Origin of the sequence: Clostridium sp. UMB9555A (genome assembly GCF_030222355.1) — a bacterium.
GTDB lineage: Bacteria > Bacillota > Clostridia > Clostridiales > Clostridiaceae > Sarcina > Sarcina perfringens.
Genome location: NZ_JASORQ010000002.1, coordinates 68,458 through 87,002, shown reverse-complemented (window position 1 = coordinate 87,002; position 18,545 = coordinate 68,458). Strand labels below are relative to the sequence as shown.

Below are 18,545 nucleotides of genomic sequence, written 5' to 3'. Positions count from 1 at the left end.
ATAATCACGCTGGATATTTTGAGAATCGTAATAGTTATATATATGATCAAGATTGTTTAAGTCATCATTACTTAAATTTATATTTAGTAATTCTTTGATTTCTTGTGAGTATTTAAAATTTTCGAATTGATTTGCTTCATTATTCATAGTCTAAAATCCTTTCAAAGCCTTGATATGACTATATTGTAGCATATTTTATCAAAAAACACAATAACTTCGCTAAATGTATATTTAGCGAAGTTATAAATTGGGGACATTTTAGAAATCCATATGTGTATTTCAAACAATCTGATTTAATATTGTTTTTTAACTCATTTAACTTTAAAATATAATTTTTCATCAAAAAATCTTTTGATGAAAAATTATAAAGTGTTTATTTTAACTAATAGTAATACAATTAGTATTACATATAAAAGTAATACATTTTATGCATAATAATAAATATCGATATATCTTAAGTATAACCAAAACCATAGTAAATATACATTATAAATAAAATAATATAGTATATAATTACTGATTTAATTAACTACATAAATTAAAGACCCTATTCTAATATCGTATTTAGATATTAGAATACAAAAAAACAATGAAGATAACTTAAATTTAGCTATCTTCATTGTTCATTATAATATAAACATCTAAAAACTTTTAATTATGATAATTCATCTAAATTGTTACTTTCTTTTCCATCAGGAATGCTTCTTAAATAAGCTTCCCCTTTCTTTGAATGAGAAATTATTACTCCATCTATCATTCCCTCTTCTGCAAGCTTTACACCTTCAGCTTTAGAAACAGTCTTTCCACTACTTAAAACGTAATCTGTAATTTCTCCATTACTATTCTTTTTTACTTTAACTATAGAATCTGACATAATTATCACCTTCCTTTACTATTATTTTGTATACTTTTAAAAAAAATATTCCCTGTAAAAAATCATTTTTATTTGTTATAATTAAATTATAAAAGGTTTACATAATGAGAAATGAGGGGTGATTATTTTGTATTTAGAAAAAATTATTAAAGCAAAAAAAAATATAGAAGATGTAGTTATAAAAACACCTTTAATATACAGTGAGGTATTTTCAAAGAAATCTGGAAACCAAGTGTATATGAAATGTGAAAATTTACAATTAACAGGTGCTTACAAAATAAGAGGTGCCTTAAATAAAATAAGATCCTTATCAGATGAAGACAAAGTAAAAGGGGTTGTTTGCTCTTCTGCTGGAAATCATGCTCAAGGCGTAGCTTTTGCAGCATCACAAGCTAATGTTAAATCAACTATAGTAATGCCAAAGACTACTCCTCTACTAAAAATCCAATCAACAAAGGATTTAGGAGGAAATGTTGTTTTATCAGGTTATGTTTATGATGATGCATTTAATGAGGCTAAAAGAATTGAACAGGAACAAGGAGCTTTATTTATACATCCATTTAATGATATTGATGTAATTTGTGGACAAGGTACAGTAGCCTTAGAAATATTTGAAGATTTAAAGGATGTAGATGTTATTCTCTGCCCTATAGGTGGCGGTGGATTAATAAGTGGAGTTACTTTAGCTGCTAAGGCCTTAAACCCTAATGTTAAAGTAATTGGAGTACAAGCTGAAGGGGCTAATGCAATGGTTAAAAGTTTTAAGGCAGGAGAAATAATTGCTTTAGATTCTGTTGATACCATTGCTGATGGAATTGCAGTAAAAAGACCAGGTGATTTAACATTTAAATTTATAAAAGAATATGTTGATGATATAATAACTGTATCAGATCATGAAATTGTTGAAGCATTCTTTACCTTAAGTGAAAAACATAAACTTTTAGCAGAAGCTTCTGGAGCTGTATCATTAGCAGCCTCTTCTAAATTAAATTTTAAAGATAAAAATGTGGTATCAATAATAAGTGGCGGTAATATAGATATGGTTACTATAACTTCATTAATAAATAGTGCATTAGTAGCTAAAGGAAGACTTTTTGGATTTAGTCTAGAAGTTCCTCATAAACCTGGACAAATATTAAAGATTGCTAAAGTTCTTGCTGATACTAATGCTAATATAGTAAAACTTGAACATGACCATTTTAAAGCAACAGATGCTCTTAAGAATATGGTTATAGAAGTAACCTTAGAGACCAATGGCCACTCTCATATAGATGAAATTAAAAAAGCCTTAACAGATCAAAACTATGTTATAAAACAAATATATTAATAAAATGTAATTAAAAGATGATTCTAAGGTTAGAATCATCTTTTTTTATATAAATGAGTGTTTATTATCTTTAAATTTTATTCATTCTACTATATAATAATTGATTTTTAAAACTATTTAATGTATTCTTTTAATACACTTAAATCAAAAGGGGTGACTAATAAAAGTATGAATATAAAAAGCAAAGTATATTTCTTAATTGTTACATGTATTGCAACAGTTATACTCCTCTTCTTTATATATAAGAATACAAATAAAAATATTGTATATAAACCTAAAATATCTAATGAAGTTTTAATTAATCCTTTTATGGGATGGGCACCAGATGCTAAGTACAAAGACTATATTCAACCACATTCCTTAGTTTATGCTAATTTATACTGGAGTGATTTAGAGCCATCAAAAGGAATTTACGACTTTAAAAATATAGAGAAAAAATTTAATTTTGACTATTGGAAATCTAAAAATGTAAAAATGATAATTAGGCTAGTTCTAGATTATCCTAACAAAGAAAATTCAATGCAAATACCTAAATGGTTATATAATGAAATAGGCGGAGATGGTACTTGGTATGATATTTCATATGGTAAAGGTTTTAGTCCTAACTATGAAAATGAAACTTTAATATATTATCATGAAAAACTTATTAAAGCCTTAGGAGAAAGATACAACTCTTCTTCTGAAATAGCTTTTATAGAGTTAGGTAGTATTGGTCATTGGGGAGAATGGCATACTTATGAAGATGATAAAATAAAACTAAAATTTCCTGATGAATCTAGTGCAAATGAATATGTTAAACCATATTTAAAATACTTTTCTAATAAAATAATGATGATGAGACGTCCTTTTAAAATAGCTAAGCAAAACCACTTTGGTTTATTTAATGATATGATAGGAGATAAGAATTCTACAGATGAATTTTTGTCTTGGGTTAACAATGGATACTATAATGATTTATTAAATACAGATGAACCTGAAATGAAAGATTTTTGGAAAAGGGCTCCATCTGGTGGAGAGTTTGCTTATGGTGACCAAAGTATAAACTATTTTAAGAAGTTTTCCATAGAATCTACTATAGATCAATTAAAAACTTTGCATACCACATTTATAGGTCCTAATTGTCCTGCTGATAGAGATAATACTTATAAGGAAAGTTATGATAGAATTTTAAATACACTAGGTTATAAATTTGTTATTGAAGAATCTAAATATTTCAAATCAAATTTCACTAATAATATTAATATAAAACTAAAGATTCAAAATAAAGGAGTTGTACCTTTTTATTTTAATTGGCCTATTGAAATTGTCCTTATAGATAAAGATCATCAGATAAAGGATGAAATTCTACTAAAGGATGATATAAGAAATTGGCTTCCTGGTGAAAATATTATTAAAGCAAATATAGAATTAGATAAAAATCTAGAAAAAGGTGAATATAAACTAGCATTAGGTATTTTAGATCCTTCAACCCAAAAAGCTTCAATAAAATTTGGAAATGATGAAGAGGTTTTATTAAATTATTTTAAAATAGGTTCTATAACCATATAATAAAAAGAAGTTTAATGCATTTTGCATTAAACTTCTTTTTTATTTTCCTTATTAAAAAAATTATATATTCTGCTAAAGAATCTCTTTTCTTCCACCTGAAAAACCGGTTGAGATGCAAAGGTTCTATATTCTATTATTTTGAAAAAGTTGTTAATTCTATTAAATGCAAATACTACAGAAATTATACTGCTTATAAAAAATCCATATCCATAATACTCTGGTCCAATAATAACAGTTATTACAGAAAATAAGACTGTAGTTATAAAAAATACTAAAGATACTTGTAATGCATCTTTTCTAGCATCAAAATATAAAAGCATGAGAATTAAAAAACTCATAGATATATATGATATTGCACCTAAGGTTAATATACCGAATATTTCTAAAGAATCGCTTGCAAACCCCATATTAGGAAGCATTTTAAATCCAAAGACAATACATGCAAAGCTAGCTATAAATTGAACTTCAATCATATGTGTCATATGAAGTATTATAGTATCTATAAGAATTTTTTTAGATCTTCTAATTTCATTTATACTTCCACTCTCTCTTACAAAATTATAAAATTCTTTATACTTAGGGTATATAGCTGTTTCTATTTTTACTGTAAATATAACCACAGAAGGTATAACACTTAAGAATGCGTAAAAACTAGGAACATCATAAAAGGATGCAATTCTAAAGGTTTCTTCTACTAAAGTAGCATTGGGTGTTAACCAAATAAGTATATTAGGAAAATATGCACCTAGAGATAAAAACAATCCTATAAATAATAGTTCATAATATTTATCAATACTATCAATGAATTTTAAACAGTTAGATAATCTTAAATCCCTTATTCCAAAAACTTTATACAAAAGAACCATAAAAGATATTGCAATAAAAATATAACCGGCTAGTGAAAATAATAAAGCACTATATATTGGAGGTATCCCTAAAAACTTTATACCTAATATAGTACCTAAAATAACTATAGAAATTCCTATTAGAAAAAAAGATACTATATGTAAATATTCCTTAATTGCAGATAAGTAAATTATTTCTAACCAAATCAAGGATAATATTATTGTAATCATAAAACAAATACTTTTTATAATTAAATTTAATGGAGAATTTATTAAAAGTATGCTCACAACTAAGGTGCTTATAACACTGCAAATAATGCTTACTCCTAAGAATGATTCAAAGATACATCCACTTTTTTTTGTATAAATACAATCTGATATATATCTAGACATAAGCATACTTATTCCATTTGAACTTATATAAGATATTAAAAAAGAATATATTATTACTGCATTAAATATTTGTATATTAGCATAAGAGACACCAAGATTTTTTAATAATCTTTGCATTACTAAAAATAAGATTATACAAATGATCATTGGGCCAACAGTGATTAAAGATGACATAAAGTATACTCTTGCTTGAGCAAAAATATTATCTCTATCAATTATCTTTTTTAATTCAAATCCAATTCCAGCCATATACTAAACCAACTCTCTATATATTTTTCTATAGTTTTCTATAAATTGTTCCTGGGTATAGAATAAAGAAGCTCTTTTAAAACCTATTTCACCCATTTCTTTTCTAAGATTTTCATCTCTAGATAATTTAATTATACTCTGAGCCATTTGATAATAACCCATAACAGGGACAACTATTCCACAATTCCCTAATCCATCATTATTTCCATACAATAGTTCTTTACAAGCACCTACATTTGTTGTTATATAAGGCTTTTTAGCAGCCATACCTTCTAAAACAGATAAGGGTTGCCCTTCACTAATACTACCTAATATAAGTATATCCATTTTCCCTATATAGTCTAAGACGTTAACCCTATCTGTAAACAATATATTTTTATTACCAGAAGCTTTAGCGAAATCTAAACACTCTCTTGTATAATCTTCATCTTCATCCATAGGTCCCATAATATAAAGTTTCATATTCTTGATAGTTTCATTTGCCAATATAAAAGCTTGTATTATTGTTTTTACATCTTTTATAGGAACTACTCTAACTATAGCACCTATATTAATTATTGAATCATTATCTTTCTTTCTATTTATACTAGAAAATCTTTCTAACTTAACTCCATTGGGTATTATTTTAATTTTATCTTCTTTACAACCTAATTCTATTTGTAGCTCCTTATTTTTCTGAAATAAAGTAAATACTTCATCAGTATAAGTATAGGCAGCTCTTGATAAATTATAGAAATATTTAATCCAACTATCTTTAAAATACCCCTTTACCCAATCAGCCTTAATTATCTCTTCTTCTCTTTCTCTAGTATATATACCATGTTCTGTTAAAATAAATTTAGAATTTTTATGATAATACTTTCCAAGAGCACCTACAAGACCTGCATATCCTGTAGATACACTATGATAGATATCAGCCTCTGGAATATCACTTTTTAATACCTCAAATACAGTTATCATCATGGAGCGTATTGTCCAAAAGAAATGATTAAAAACTATATATGGGTAATACTTTGTTGCAACTTCGCTTACAACATCAAAAAAATCTTCGCTCATTAATATATCAACTGTATTAATATTCTTGAGTCTTTTCATACAATCAAAAAAATCCTGCCAGTCAAAATATTCACCTATTATAAATTTTAATATAAGATTTTTTTCATTATCACTAAGAGAAAGTTTAACATTGCTTTTCTTTTGTTTATTTTTATCTACTTCAAGGTATATATCCCTTATTTCAATTACATTATTTGGGATTTCATATTTATAAGAATGGTGTTCGTTTTTATTTGCACTTATAGCAAATATTATAAATTCATGTTCAGGCATATTACTAACAAGCATTTGAATCCAACTTGAAACTCCTCCTGTTACATATGGATAACTCCCCTCTGCTATTAAGCAAATTTTCATCTTATTAATTTCCTCCTAATATTATTTCAAAATCAGTTTCAGTAGAATGAATAAGATATAATTCATCATCTATTTTTTCATAAGAACATCCTCTACTTTTTGTTACAGGTTTATCTGTTCTTAAAATGAAATAATCATTTTTCCCAGAAGATTCTAAAGCACATTTTATGGAATTTTCTTTATATGAAAAGGCACTTTTAGTTGTTAGATACTCATTTAAAGCACCTACACCTTGAGAAATAGTATCAGACTTTAACCATTTAAAATTATCATAGACTTCGCTCATTAATTTTGTAAAATCTTTTTTTAGGCCTTCCCATGATAAACCATGGTTTCTTTCCGGATCTAATATATCATCAGGATGTATAAAATGAGAAAATACACCGTTTATAGTTATTCCATTATATATCATCCATCTATCAAATTCTTGATAATCATAACCAGAGCTATACCTAGGAAAGTTATATATTCCATCTGATCCCTTTGAAAACTCTTGTTCATAAGCAATGTCTTCATTTGCAACAACGTAAAGAGATGATATAACATTTATACTTGGAAACCCTTCTTTTAGAGCACTAATTCCTTCCTTACTAATTATATTAGATGGAGGTACATAACCTTTAACCTCATAATTAGGATAAATAGTATGTATAAATTTATTTAATGCTATTTGTGCATTAACCATTGAATTATAATCTTTCCAAGAATTATAGCCTAAACTATCATCTTTATAACCTTCGGTTCTTAAGGGTTGATGATTAAAACCATGTATTCCAAGTTCTCCACCTACTTTAAATAAATTTCTTCCTTGAGTTATAAGACTTTCATAATAAGCATCACCTTCAAAATTTTCTATATCCTTAGTTGCATCTTGATAGTTATATATCAAATATCCTGTTGGTTTCAAATTATATTTACTACAAAGTCCAACAATATCAGGCCACCATATATTTGCAAAGAATTTTTGATCATTCATATGATATTCTTCATAAATATTTTTAGAAATATTTTTAGTTATAGGAGCTGGAAAATCATCTATATAAAATACTTTTGAATTAATTATTGGATAAATAAAATTCTTTCCTGTTCTATAAAGTACCCCAGTAAGAAGTCCCCTATTTCCTTTCTCGCCTAAAAATTGACCATTTGAAAAGATAACTTTTCCACTTTCTAGACTTTTTTCCCAAAGAAGAGGGATATCCTTATCAGCTTTTATGTGAACTAAAGAATCTTTAGTTAGTTCAACTTTTAAAGAACTATTTTCTGTATCTTCAGTTCTCTTTAATCCATATCCTTTTATTAATATATTAGACATAACATACATAGAATCTGCATCTATTGGCTCATCTGAAAGCATTTTTTCTATACCTATATCTTTAGAAATAGATTTTAAATTATCACTTATAAGTGGACGTTGAGCAAACACTAAGTTTCCACCCTTTTTTACATAGGATATTAGTTGTGGTAAATAATTAAAGTCTTCTAAGTATTCAGTATTTATAATAATATCCCTATATCCAGAAGTATCACCATTAAATTGTGTTATAGGTAACTTAATTAATTCTTTATCCATATCATCAATTATAACCTTAAGGTTTTCGTATATTTTATTATCCTCTTCTTCATTTCCACATAAAATTAAAAATTTATCAGAAGAATTTTTTTTCATCTCTTCATATTGTGAAGATGAAAATACTTCCTTATTTAAGTTTGTTATATTCGTATTATCAATCTTATCAAAGACGTAGTTTATCTTCATAAAAGAAAGTAAAAGTCCTAATAGCAAGCTTAATGCTACAAAGGAAAAAATAAATTTCTTACTAAACATCCTTCTCCTCCTATATCCAAAATCTTAATAAATCTAAAGAGTCATTATCTAATTTTAAACTAGAGTTTCTAATTTCTAAAATTACATTATTGAAACTTTCCTTATCTTTTAAATAATAATAGATTTCAAGTAGAAGAATGTATGGCTTAATATCATCTTTGAACTTTTCTTTAAACTCATAATTATATTCCAATGCTTTTTTATATTCTTTAAGATTTATACAAGCTTTAATAAGTTCTTCAAAGTGAATTAATGTAAATTCAAAATTTTGTTTATATTCTTCAAGTACTCCCCTATACATATACTTTAGTTTAATAATTTCTTTAGAATCTATAATATTACTTTCAATATAGTCTTTAATGGCTCTTAAAAACATATCGGCATTTTCTTGATTCTTTGGATTCTTTTCATATTCAGCCTCAAATTTTTGTATTAATATTGTTAACTTTCCCTTCATCTGAGTTATAGCAGTAGCTGCATAATGAGAGGTTTCAGTATCTTCATCCATTAAAGCATTTAATAAAATATTTCTATATTTATAGGTGTCTTTTTTTAATACATCCTTTATTAATTCTCTTTTGACAGAATTATTATTTAATATTAAAGCTTCCTCAGCTGATATTAGATCTTTTTTATGCTCTAGCTCAGCAGCCCTTACCAATAAACTTATGCTTTTTTCATATTTACTTTCTCTTTTCAAAACTTCTCTTCCATGATCAGTAGAAACTAATTTCTCACATATTAGTATAAATAACAATATAATAAATCCTACATATGGAATTGATAAGGAGATTAAAAGTATGGTATTAGCTCCATTTTTCCTTAACAATTTCATCACTATATAGAGAATGAAACTTAATAATATATTTATTCCTAATAGTTTAATCATTATCTATTACCTCTTCTACCACTTTGGCACTTATACCTTTAGCCTTTAATCTATTGATAGGTATACAACTTTCTTCCTTTGCAGTGTTAAGTAGCAATACATATATAACACCATCCATTATGCCGGCGAAGTCAGTTTCTCTTATGGAAGATTTAACAATATCAGATAAAAGTTTTAAATCAAAATTACTTTCAACCTTAAGTAAAGTATAATCTAGCTTCTTTTCAAATTTAGCAGTTTGTTTTATCTTTAGAAGCTTTTTGAAGATATTCTCATTTAAGAAAATAGTATTCTCTATATATCTTTCTTTTGAAGTTAATTTCTCATAATCATAAGCTTTTACTATAGAAGATTCTATTAAATTAGAAACTACTTTAAATAGATTTTCATAATATAAATTCATTTTTGAAAATTCTATCTCTTCTATCATTATAGTAGCTATAACTTTATTTCCTTTTTTTATAGGTGCAACCATCATAGGCATAGATAAATCTAATCCTTTGTTTATGAAAATTTCTCCTTCTTGTATATGACTTTTTATAAGATTTAATTTGTTAAAATCAACACTATTATTAGGTTTAAAATCTTCATTATTAGACTTTACATTAAGTCGTAAGAAATTGTTTCTCAAAGTATAAATTGCAATTCTCTTACTATCTAAAAATTCTTCTAAAATATCTATGGATGATTTTAATATATATTGAGGTTCTAAACTATCTAATTCTTTAACAACGGAATATATTTTTCCAAAGCTATCCTTTGATGAAATAACTTTTTCTTCAAGTTCTTTCTTTTCATCATAGGTTTTATTATATAAATCCTCTAAAAATTCATACTCCTCTTCCTGTTTTTTATTTTCATTTTTTAACGCTTTTATTTGAACATTTTTAAAATCGCTAACATATCCAACATATATACCAACTAATACATATGTAAGTAATTGTATTAAAGACTCGTTTAGTACAAGTATAGAAACAATAGAAATACCTCTATCTAAGCTTTGTCCAACTAATAAAGCACAGGATAAAAAAGTAGCAATTAGAGATTGTTTAGATCCATATACAATCCCTATAACAATAATATATATTAACTTTATATCTACAACAGAGAATATGGAATCTCCTGGTGAAATTATTTTTGATACAAAGTAAACAAGTATAAATAAAACTCCATTTTCTACATAAGGTTTGCAATGCTTTAAAAATTTTTTTAATTTCTTATATTTATTTGACTTTATCTTTTTCTTTTCATTTATACTGTATTTATATCTTTCATATATAATAGGAAGTTCTTTTAAAATAGAATATTTTTCTTTAAACTTAGTATTAATAATAAATTTATAGTCATAAAAATAATTTTTATTCTCATCAATATTTAAATCATATATATTTCCTTTCAATATATTGTATAAATCATTTAATGATACACTATAATTACTTGGGATAGTATATTTATCATTTAAGGAATATTGAAATGATAAATAGGCTACTTCTGAAGCATCATTTACATGAATGTATATTCTTTTTAAAGTATCATCATAAGTAATATTTTTCCCTTCCATAAGATTATCCATAATCATAAAGATATTCTTGTCAACAAAATCTTCAGCTAATCCCTCACCATAAATTATAGGGAGTCTTAGACTTGCTACCTTCATTGAATTATTAAAATAATCTCTAAATACTGAACAAATGCTATGACTCAAAGGTGCATATATGTTATCAGAATCAGTATCTTTAATAAAATCTGTTATTCTTATAAAATTACTAACCTTATAATGAGAAGAAAATTTTAAAAATTTATTTAACTTATTTATATCATCAAAATAGTCTAAGTAAATAACACATTTAAACAAGTTTCTTTTAAATATATGTTCATGTTTTTTGTCATCTAAGTTCTCTTTGAAGATTTTATACTTTGAGTTTTTAAAGGTATTAGATATTATTACTATCTTGAATCCTTCTTTTAAAAATCTATGAGCAATGGCTTCTATTAAAGCATTCTGTCTTCCAACTATAAGTAGTTTATTCATAAAAACTCCTTTCTTTAAATTTTTGTTATAAATATTATAACATTTTAAACCATTTATTGTATAATATATTTTTTTATGTGATATAGTTTATTAAATAAAAAGAAGAGATGATAAATCATCTCTTCTTTTAATATCCTAAAACCTCATCTTCTATACTTTCATTAGTATCTAAATGATCTACACTTAAATCAACATCTTTTAAGTTTATTAGTTTAGTTTTATATTTAATTTTATAATATGCAAATAATCCAAAGAATAAAGGTAATCCAATATAAGATGAAATTAATCCACCCCAGTCTATTCCATTTCTAACATCTAAGTATGCATACCCTTGACCTAAAACTATTATTCCACATAATATTAAAGCGATTATAGGTCCTAATGGGAATAATTTAGCTTTGTAAACTAATTTATTCATATCTTTACCTTGAGCTACATAGGCTTTTCTGAATCTATAGTGACATATTGCTATTCCAAGCCAAGCTATAAATCCTGATAATCCTGATGCTGCTACAAGCCATACATAAACTGTATTTTCAGCATAAATACCTGTTAAGAAACATAAACTTGCAATTATTGTTGTTATTATAATAGCATTAACAGGTACTCCCCTTGAATTAGTTTTCTCAAAAATCTTAGGTGCCATTCCACTTTTAGCCATGGCATAAAGCATTCTACTTGATGCATACATACCAGAATTACCAGCTGATAAAACAGATGTAAGTATTATGGCATTCATAATTGAAGCTGCTCCAGCTAATCCTAATTTTTCAAATACTATTGTAAATGCACTTGTTTCTACTCCAGCTTGAGCATTTGGCACTAAAGCACCTATTACTAAAATTGTTCCTAAATAAAATAATAAAATTCTCCAAAATATTGTATTAACAGCCTTAGGTACATTTTTTTCAGGATCTTCACTTTCTCCAGCGGCAACCCCTACTAATTCAGTTCCTTGGAATGAGAAACCAGCTATTAAGAAGATCATGAAAATTGATTTTGCTCCTCCAATAAATGGTCCTCCATTTTCATAGAAGTTTTTGAATCCTACATTATCTCCACCTAATATCCCAAAAATCATAAGAACTCCTACGATTAAGAATATTATAACAGTAGCAACTTTTACAGCTGCAAACCAAAACTCTGATTCTCCATAAGCTTTGGCAGATAATAAATTAAGAGTTAATATAATTACTAAGAATAATGCGCTCCAAACTATTGCTGGAACATTAGGAAACCAAAACTTCATTAATAAAGAACCTGCAACCATTTCTGCTGCTATTGTTATAGCCCAGTTATACCAGTAATTCCATCCTAGAGCAAATCCTAAAGCAGGATCAACAAATTTTGTTGCATAAGCTCCGAAGGATCCTGTTTCTGGCATATATGTTGCCATCTCCCCTAAGCTTGTACATAAGAAATATACCATTACTCCTATGATTCCGTAAGCTACAAAAGCTCCTCCAACACCGGCTTGATGAAGTGTATCTCCCATTGCTAAGAAAATACCAGTTCCTATGGCACCTCCCATAGCAATCATACTAAGATGTCTTGATTTCAAGCCTCTTTTTAGATTAGTATTTTGTTCTTGACTCATTTTTAGTCCTCCTTATGGTTTTAATAATTAAGCCATAAGTGATAACTAAGTTTTCGCTAACAAAAGAAACCCTTAAGCGTGTTTCATGCTTAAGGGTTCGTAAAGTTATATACAATACTCTTCTTTCATGATAGCACACCACAAAATAATTTGTGACAGTGTTACATATATTCTATGTAACCCCAACCTAATAGAATTAAAGCCTCTTCTAATGGTTTCGGCGATTCATCCTTTCACTTTGCTTCAATGTGCTTACCTCTGCAAAGTTACTCTTAATCATCGCGCCTCTATCTCAGTTATTCACTTTATATTAACAATTATGAGATTAAATTTTCAAAATGTCAATATTTTTTTATTGATAAATAAGAATTATAAATAGAAACTACTGAATAATTTATGAAATAATTTAGATTTTATTATTGACTTTAAATCCTAATTATAGTAATATGTACTCATACAGAAAACAGGTGTATTCAATAAGAGTACAAAAGGGGGCTATTATGAAAAATTTATCCTTAATAAAAAGAATATTTGTTGCAATTATTTTAGGAATACTTATTGGGCTAGGATGTTCCTATATTAATTTAGATATACCTATTAGAATATTAATGACCTTTAATAGCATATTTGGAAATTTACTAAGTTTCTTAATCCCACTTATAATAGTTGGATTTATAGTTCCTGGTATAGCATCTTTAGGGAATAAATCAGGAAAGGGACTTTTTATAACTACCTTAATTTCATATGCTTCAACATTTTTAATAGGAATAATTACTTTCTTTATAGGACGCGCAGTACTTCCTAAATTTATAGTAAGTGCTTCTTTAAGCACTGGTTCAGTAAATGTTGATCCTTATTTTACAATTGATATTCCTCCAATGTTTGGTGTTATGTCTGCTTTAGTTTTTGCATTCTTATTAGGAATAGGAATATCAAGAATAAAAAATAGTTATTTATTAAAAGTATCAGAAGAATTTAATCACGTTATTTCATTAACAATAAAGAATGTATTAATACCTTTAGTACCTATTTACATACTTTCAATATTTTCAAAGTTAAGTTATAATGGTGAGATTTTTACTACTTTAAAGTCTTTTGGACTTGTTTACTTAGTTTTATTTTCAATACAAGGATCTTATTTAGTGGTTCAATATGCTTTAGCTGGAACTTTAAAGAAAGAAAATCCATTAAAATTACTTAAAAATATGATTCCTGCATATATGGCGGCTTTGGGAACTCAATCATCAGCAGCTACAATCCCAGTTACTTTAAACTGTACTAAAGAAAATAAAGTTGACCAAGATGTAGCAGACTTTGTTATTCCTTTAGGAGCAACAATAAATTTAGCAGGTGATACTATTACTTTAGTTCTTGCATCAATGGCTGTAATGTATATGAAAGGACAAGTTCCAACTTTCTCTCTTATGATTCCATTTATAGTTATGTTAGGAGTAACTATGGTAGCAGCACCAGGGGTACCAGGTGGCGGAGTTATGGCTGCTTTAGGATTACTTGAAGGCATGCTTGGATTTGGTAATGTTGAAAAATCCTTAATGATAGCACTTCATGCGGCACAAGATAGTTTTGGAACAGCAACTAATGTAACTGGAGATGGAGCTATAGCTATAATAGTAGAATCAATATTAAAGAAAAGAAACAATACTAACATTAAAATTGAAGAGGATGAAGAAGAATTCATTCCAAAGGTTAGTTGTAATTAAAAAAAATGACTATGAGAATTTCTCATAGTCATTTTTTATTTAAGAATTATATTGCTACTTTTAGGGAATAATTGATCATATAAAGAATCAAAGCCCTCATCAGCTAATACTACCTCTGTATCATCATTTACATAAAATTGATTCATAGTATTCATTACAAGTTCATATTTTTTTAAATTACCTTCTTCAAGTAAAACTTCATAAAGATATGCTAAGTGATTTTGCATATACTCTTGCATTTCCTTAAGTTCTTCATCAGAAACTTTATTTTCTTTATGAAGCTTACTTACAGGTCCGTTTCTAAAAATAAAATATGTTGAAGCTTTTGCTATTCTAGCAATATGTTCTTTAGTCTTAGTATCCTTCATATTTTCCACCTCTCCCATCTAACGTAATAATTATAAAATAAAATTAAGTACATTTCAATTTTCTTATTTATTCTAATATAGGAAGTTTTAACATTGTATTTTTACTTAATTATGAATTTTTTTATTAAAGTATTAAATTTATTTGACATATAGATTAACAATGGTTATAATCATTTTGTTTGGTTTTCTTTTAAGTTTTTAGATACACATTAAATATTTAAATTCACATTCAAAAATACGATTCACAAAACTCAAAAATAAGGAGTGTATTAAAAATGAAAAAAGAAAAATTTATTCCTAAACTTATATTTTTCTTATTAGGAATGGCAATCATACAATTAGGTGTTGTAATATTCTTATTAAGCGGAGCTGGATCAGATCCATTTACTGTATTTACTCAAGGGCTTTCAAAAGCTCTAAGCGTTTCAACTGGAACTGCTAATATGATAATACTTGTTACTTTAGTTATTGCAATCTTCATTGCAGATAGAAAACAACTTAAAGTTGGAACTTTTGTACTTGTTTTAGTAGTAGGTCCTACTATAGATGCAATCATGGGAATATTACATAGATTTGGATTAGATACTTCACTTAGTAACTTTAACTTATTTACAAAATGCGTAATTGTAGCTATAAGCTGTATTATAATAGCTATAGGATTCTCATTCTTAGTTAGTACTGAATTAGGAGTTGCACCAAACGATTTAGTTCCTCTTATAATAAGAGATAAAACTAACTTCCAATACCGTTGGATACGTATCGGCTTAGATTTAAGCTTCCTAGTAGTTGGTTATTTACTAGCTGGTGTTGTAGGTCTTGGAACAATAATAGCAGTACTTTTCACAGGTCCAGCTATACAATTTTTTATGCCGCCATGTGAAAAAATTGTACATAAATTTATAGGCAAAAATGCTGCTTAATAATAGAAAAACAGTCCATATGGACTGTTTTTTTTATATTTCCTGATATCTAGCTATAAGTTCTACTAATTCATCACAGAAAGCATCATATTTTTCTGTAGGATGTTTCACTGTAATTGTAATTTCTTCACCAATTTCTACTCTTTTCTGATCCGGCGAAAAGGTAAATGCCAATGTATCTTCTCTGTTATATATAGGTTTTATAGTAACATGAAAATCTTCTCCTAAAATTTTCTTTCTTAATAATGTCATAATAATCACCTCACCGTTTTATTATAACAATAAAAGAAAAACATGCCAATATTGGCATGTTTTTATATAGTATCAAAAAAAGCGTTTATCTTTTCTAATTCTCCATTTGCAAAAGTATAATCATCTAAATCATCTTTATTGATCCATTTGTATGTAGTTATATTAGCGCCACAAGTAATTTTTTCTTTTAAGGAACCTGTAAAAACTCTTAAAGTTTCTTCTTCATTAACATTTAAATCACATAATTGATTTAAATCAAAAACTATGGTTTTTAAATCTTCCTTTATTGCTCTATTTGCGCATTTTTCTGGAGTTTCTCTTCCTTTTATTTTTCTTTCAAAAACATACCATAGGTGCTCATCTGCTTTTTTTCCTTTTCTTTTTGAAATTAAAATATTATTAAAGTCATCCTTTATTATAATAGAACAAAATTTAACATTACTCATATACGTCTCCCCTTTTACACATTTCGCTTTTTATATACATATTATAGCAAATTATTATATATTATTCCTCTATTTTAATATAAATTCAAATAAAGTTTTCAATGTTGTTTAATAGTTAATTGATTTTAAACTATCCAAGTTTTTTTATATTTTAATATATTATTTTATTAGTTTTTAATTTTCAATACATACTTTAATAGTAATATTTAACGAATAAAAAACTAAAGTTTGAGCAATAAATTCATAATATAACGTATATTTATTGTTAGTAGAAAAATACAACCCCGTAATTTTTGATAAAAAGACGAATCATAAGATTGATTTACAAAAAAATATACTCATTTTATAATCTAAAGAAGTTTTAAGTTATTTATATCTAAATCATAAGTAACATCTTTTCTTTCAACTATTACTTTGATTTTTTCCTTAATTTCATCACATTGAAGAACTTTAGTAATAAGCTCTCTTGTTGGATTAATTGCATATGGTATTCCAACATTTTTAAACATTGTAAAATCTCCAGAGGTATCTCCATAAGCATAACTATTTTCTAAGTCTATATTATGTTTTTCTTTTAATTCTAAGATAGCTTTTTCTTTGCTTTCAGAATCCCACATTGGAATTATATCTCCGTTATATGTATTATTATGATCAAGCTTATATATAGTACCTTTAAAATCATTCATATTATATTTTTCTGACATCTCTTTTACAAGCTCATAAGGAGATCCAGAAATAGCTATAACAATATGCCCTTGTTCTTTATGCCATTTAATTCTTTCTCTAGTAAATGTATAAACCCTATCCCCTTTTTGTTCTATTACTTTCTTAGCTATATACTCTATATGATGATTGCTTATTCCTCTTATTGCTTCAGTATATATATCAACCATTTTTAGTAAATATTCATCATAACCACCTTGTCTTTTATCCCATTTTATGAATGATGGACGTACATCCTTATACCACTTAGTTTCATCAACTAATTCGTATTTTATTATTTTTTTAAATACTTCTGTTATTAATCCTTCTCTATATATTGTTCCATCAATATCAAAAAATGCTGCTATGTTTTTTTCTTTCATTTTTTTCACTCCTCTTCTGTAAAATTTCCATTTATGTATTATTTAACAGTATATCATAAATAAATAAATTTTAAAGGGATTATATAAAATATAATTGTACCCATACATTTGATAATACACTAATAATATTTTAATATATAAATATATTTTGGTTCTGGAGGTAAAAAATATGAATGTTAATAGTAATAATAGATTTCATAAAACAGTTTTTACAGCACTAATGATTGCAATAATATTTATATCAGCAAATTTAATAAGAATACCTACTATAGGAGGCTTTGTTCATCTAGGAGATTGTATGGTTCTTTTAGCAGCAGCATTATTAGGAAAAAAGCGAGGAGCTTTAGCTAGTGGTATAGGAATGGCACTTGTAGATTTATATAGTGGATATATAATTTGGGCACCTTTTACATTTATAATAAAAGCTTTAATGGCATATATAGCTGGAGCTATTTTAGAATATAATCATAGAAAAAGTTACTTTGTACCATTTTTAGTAGCTGGTATATTTATGGTTGTAGCTTATTTCTTCTCCGGTGCAATAATAGCATTTTTATTCACAGGAAGTTCTAATACCATAATAGGAGCTTTAGCATATTCAGCAAAGGATATAATAGGTAATATACTTCAAGTTGGGGTTGGTATAGTTATAGCCTTACCTCTTTCAAAGGTATTATATAAACAAGAAAAGAAATCCTTTAATTAATTAAAGTTCCTTATTTTGTATTTAAATACAAGAAATAAAAGATGATGTATGA

16 protein-coding genes and 1 riboswitch are annotated in these 18,545 nt (G+C 26.6%); of the genes, 5 read left to right on the top strand and 11 right to left on the bottom strand.

Translation table 11 applies throughout. The features are described 5' to 3' along the window. Nucleotides 1-655: 655 nt before the first annotated feature. Complete coding sequence (locus tag QP548_RS05525) at nt 656-874, bottom strand: DUF3892 domain-containing protein (protein ID WP_003452540.1); 219 nt, start codon at nt 872-874, stop codon at nt 656-658. 127 nt (nt 875-1,001) lie between these two features. Between QP548_RS05525 and ilvA the strand changes: the two genes are divergently transcribed. Together ilvA and QP548_RS05515 are read left to right on the top strand one after the other, a co-directional pair. Then, entirely contained in the window at nt 1,002-2,201 is a 1,200-nt protein-coding gene (gene ilvA / locus QP548_RS05520) for a threonine ammonia-lyase (protein ID WP_061427913.1), read from the top strand. A 168-nt stretch (nt 2,202-2,369) separates the two neighbouring features. Beyond that, nucleotides 2,370-3,749 carry a DUF4832 domain-containing protein gene (locus QP548_RS05515; RefSeq protein ID WP_061427914.1) on the top strand — a complete coding sequence of 460 codons (1,380 nt, stop codon included), beginning with the start codon at nt 2,370-2,372 and terminating at the stop codon, nt 3,747-3,749. Nucleotides 3,750-3,775: 26 nt separating this feature from the next. On the opposite strand, the gene pelG is transcribed toward QP548_RS05515, so the two are convergent. The 6 genes from pelG to QP548_RS05485 all read right to left on the bottom strand — a co-directional run bounded on the left by pelG (nt 3,776) and on the right by QP548_RS05485 (nt 12,995). Beyond that, a complete protein-coding gene (gene pelG / locus QP548_RS05510; RefSeq protein ID WP_061427915.1) occupies nt 3,776-5,236 on the bottom strand; it encodes an exopolysaccharide Pel transporter PelG in 1,461 nt (486 codons plus the stop codon). A gap of 3 nt (nt 5,237-5,239) precedes the next feature. Next, nucleotides 5,240-6,649 (bottom strand): GT4 family glycosyltransferase PelF, encoded by a 1,410-nt coding sequence (pelF, locus tag QP548_RS05505; protein WP_061427916.1) that lies wholly within the window; start codon nt 6,647-6,649, stop codon nt 5,240-5,242. A gap of 4 nt (nt 6,650-6,653) precedes the next feature. Further along, on the bottom strand, nt 6,654-8,477 hold the full coding sequence (locus tag QP548_RS05500; protein WP_061427917.1) for a DUF2194 domain-containing protein: 1,824 nt from the start codon (nt 8,475-8,477) through the stop codon (nt 6,654-6,656). A 10-nt stretch (nt 8,478-8,487) separates the two neighbouring features. Continuing rightward, nucleotides 8,488-9,366, bottom strand: coding sequence for a hypothetical protein (locus QP548_RS05495; protein ID WP_061427920.1), 879 nt, complete (start codon nt 9,364-9,366; stop codon nt 8,488-8,490). Next, nucleotides 9,359-11,398, bottom strand: a complete 2,040-nt coding sequence (locus QP548_RS05490; protein WP_061427921.1) for an NAD(P)-dependent oxidoreductase — start codon at nt 11,396-11,398, stop codon at nt 9,359-9,361. Before QP548_RS05490 ends, QP548_RS05495 begins: the two co-directional genes overlap by 8 nt. A 127-nt stretch (nt 11,399-11,525) precedes the next feature. Then, the gene (locus tag QP548_RS05485; RefSeq protein ID WP_061427924.1) at nt 11,526-12,995 is read right to left on the bottom strand and encodes an amino acid permease; all 1,470 of its coding nucleotides are present in this window, start codon (nt 12,993-12,995) and stop codon (nt 11,526-11,528) included. Nucleotides 12,996-13,118: 123 nt separating this feature from the next. Continuing rightward, nucleotides 13,119-13,293, bottom strand: a riboswitch (Lysine riboswitch). Between the two features lie 202 nt (nt 13,294-13,495). Here QP548_RS05485 and QP548_RS05480 point away from each other — a divergent pair. After that, nucleotides 13,496-14,716 (top strand): dicarboxylate/amino acid:cation symporter, encoded by a 1,221-nt coding sequence (locus QP548_RS05480; RefSeq protein ID WP_061427925.1) that lies wholly within the window; start codon nt 13,496-13,498, stop codon nt 14,714-14,716. Between the two features lie 35 nt (nt 14,717-14,751). Here QP548_RS05480 and QP548_RS05475 read toward each other — a convergent pair whose 3' ends face one another. After that, nucleotides 14,752-15,084 (bottom strand): hypothetical protein, encoded by a 333-nt coding sequence (locus tag QP548_RS05475; RefSeq protein ID WP_061427926.1) that lies wholly within the window; start codon nt 15,082-15,084, stop codon nt 14,752-14,754. A 275-nt stretch (nt 15,085-15,359) separates the two neighbouring features. Here QP548_RS05475 and QP548_RS05470 point away from each other — a divergent pair, with 275 nt between their 5' ends. Continuing rightward, nucleotides 15,360-16,004, top strand: coding sequence for a YczE/YyaS/YitT family protein (locus tag QP548_RS05470; protein WP_061427928.1), 645 nt, complete (start codon nt 15,360-15,362; stop codon nt 16,002-16,004). Nucleotides 16,005-16,037: 33 nt separating this feature from the next. Here the strand turns inward: QP548_RS05470 and QP548_RS05465 are convergent, their stop codons facing one another. From QP548_RS05465 to QP548_RS05455, 3 genes are all read right to left on the bottom strand, one after another. Then, entirely contained in the window at nt 16,038-16,256 is a 219-nt protein-coding gene (locus QP548_RS05465; protein ID WP_003453540.1) for a hypothetical protein, read from the bottom strand. 62 nt (nt 16,257-16,318) lie between these two features. Further along, on the bottom strand, nt 16,319-16,702 hold the full coding sequence (locus QP548_RS05460) for an NUDIX domain-containing protein (protein WP_003453542.1): 384 nt from the start codon (nt 16,700-16,702) through the stop codon (nt 16,319-16,321). Nucleotides 16,703-17,052: 350 nt separating this feature from the next. Next, a complete protein-coding gene (locus QP548_RS05455; protein ID WP_003453545.1) occupies nt 17,053-17,787 on the bottom strand; it encodes an HAD-IB family hydrolase in 735 nt (244 codons plus the stop codon). Nucleotides 17,788-17,956: 169 nt separating this feature from the next. Here QP548_RS05455 and QP548_RS05450 point away from each other — a divergent pair, with 169 nt between their 5' ends. Further along, the gene (locus QP548_RS05450) at nt 17,957-18,493 is read left to right on the top strand and encodes an ECF transporter S component (RefSeq protein WP_061427930.1); all 537 of its coding nucleotides are present in this window, start codon (nt 17,957-17,959) and stop codon (nt 18,491-18,493) included. The last annotated feature ends 52 nt before the right edge of the window (nt 18,494-18,545 follow it).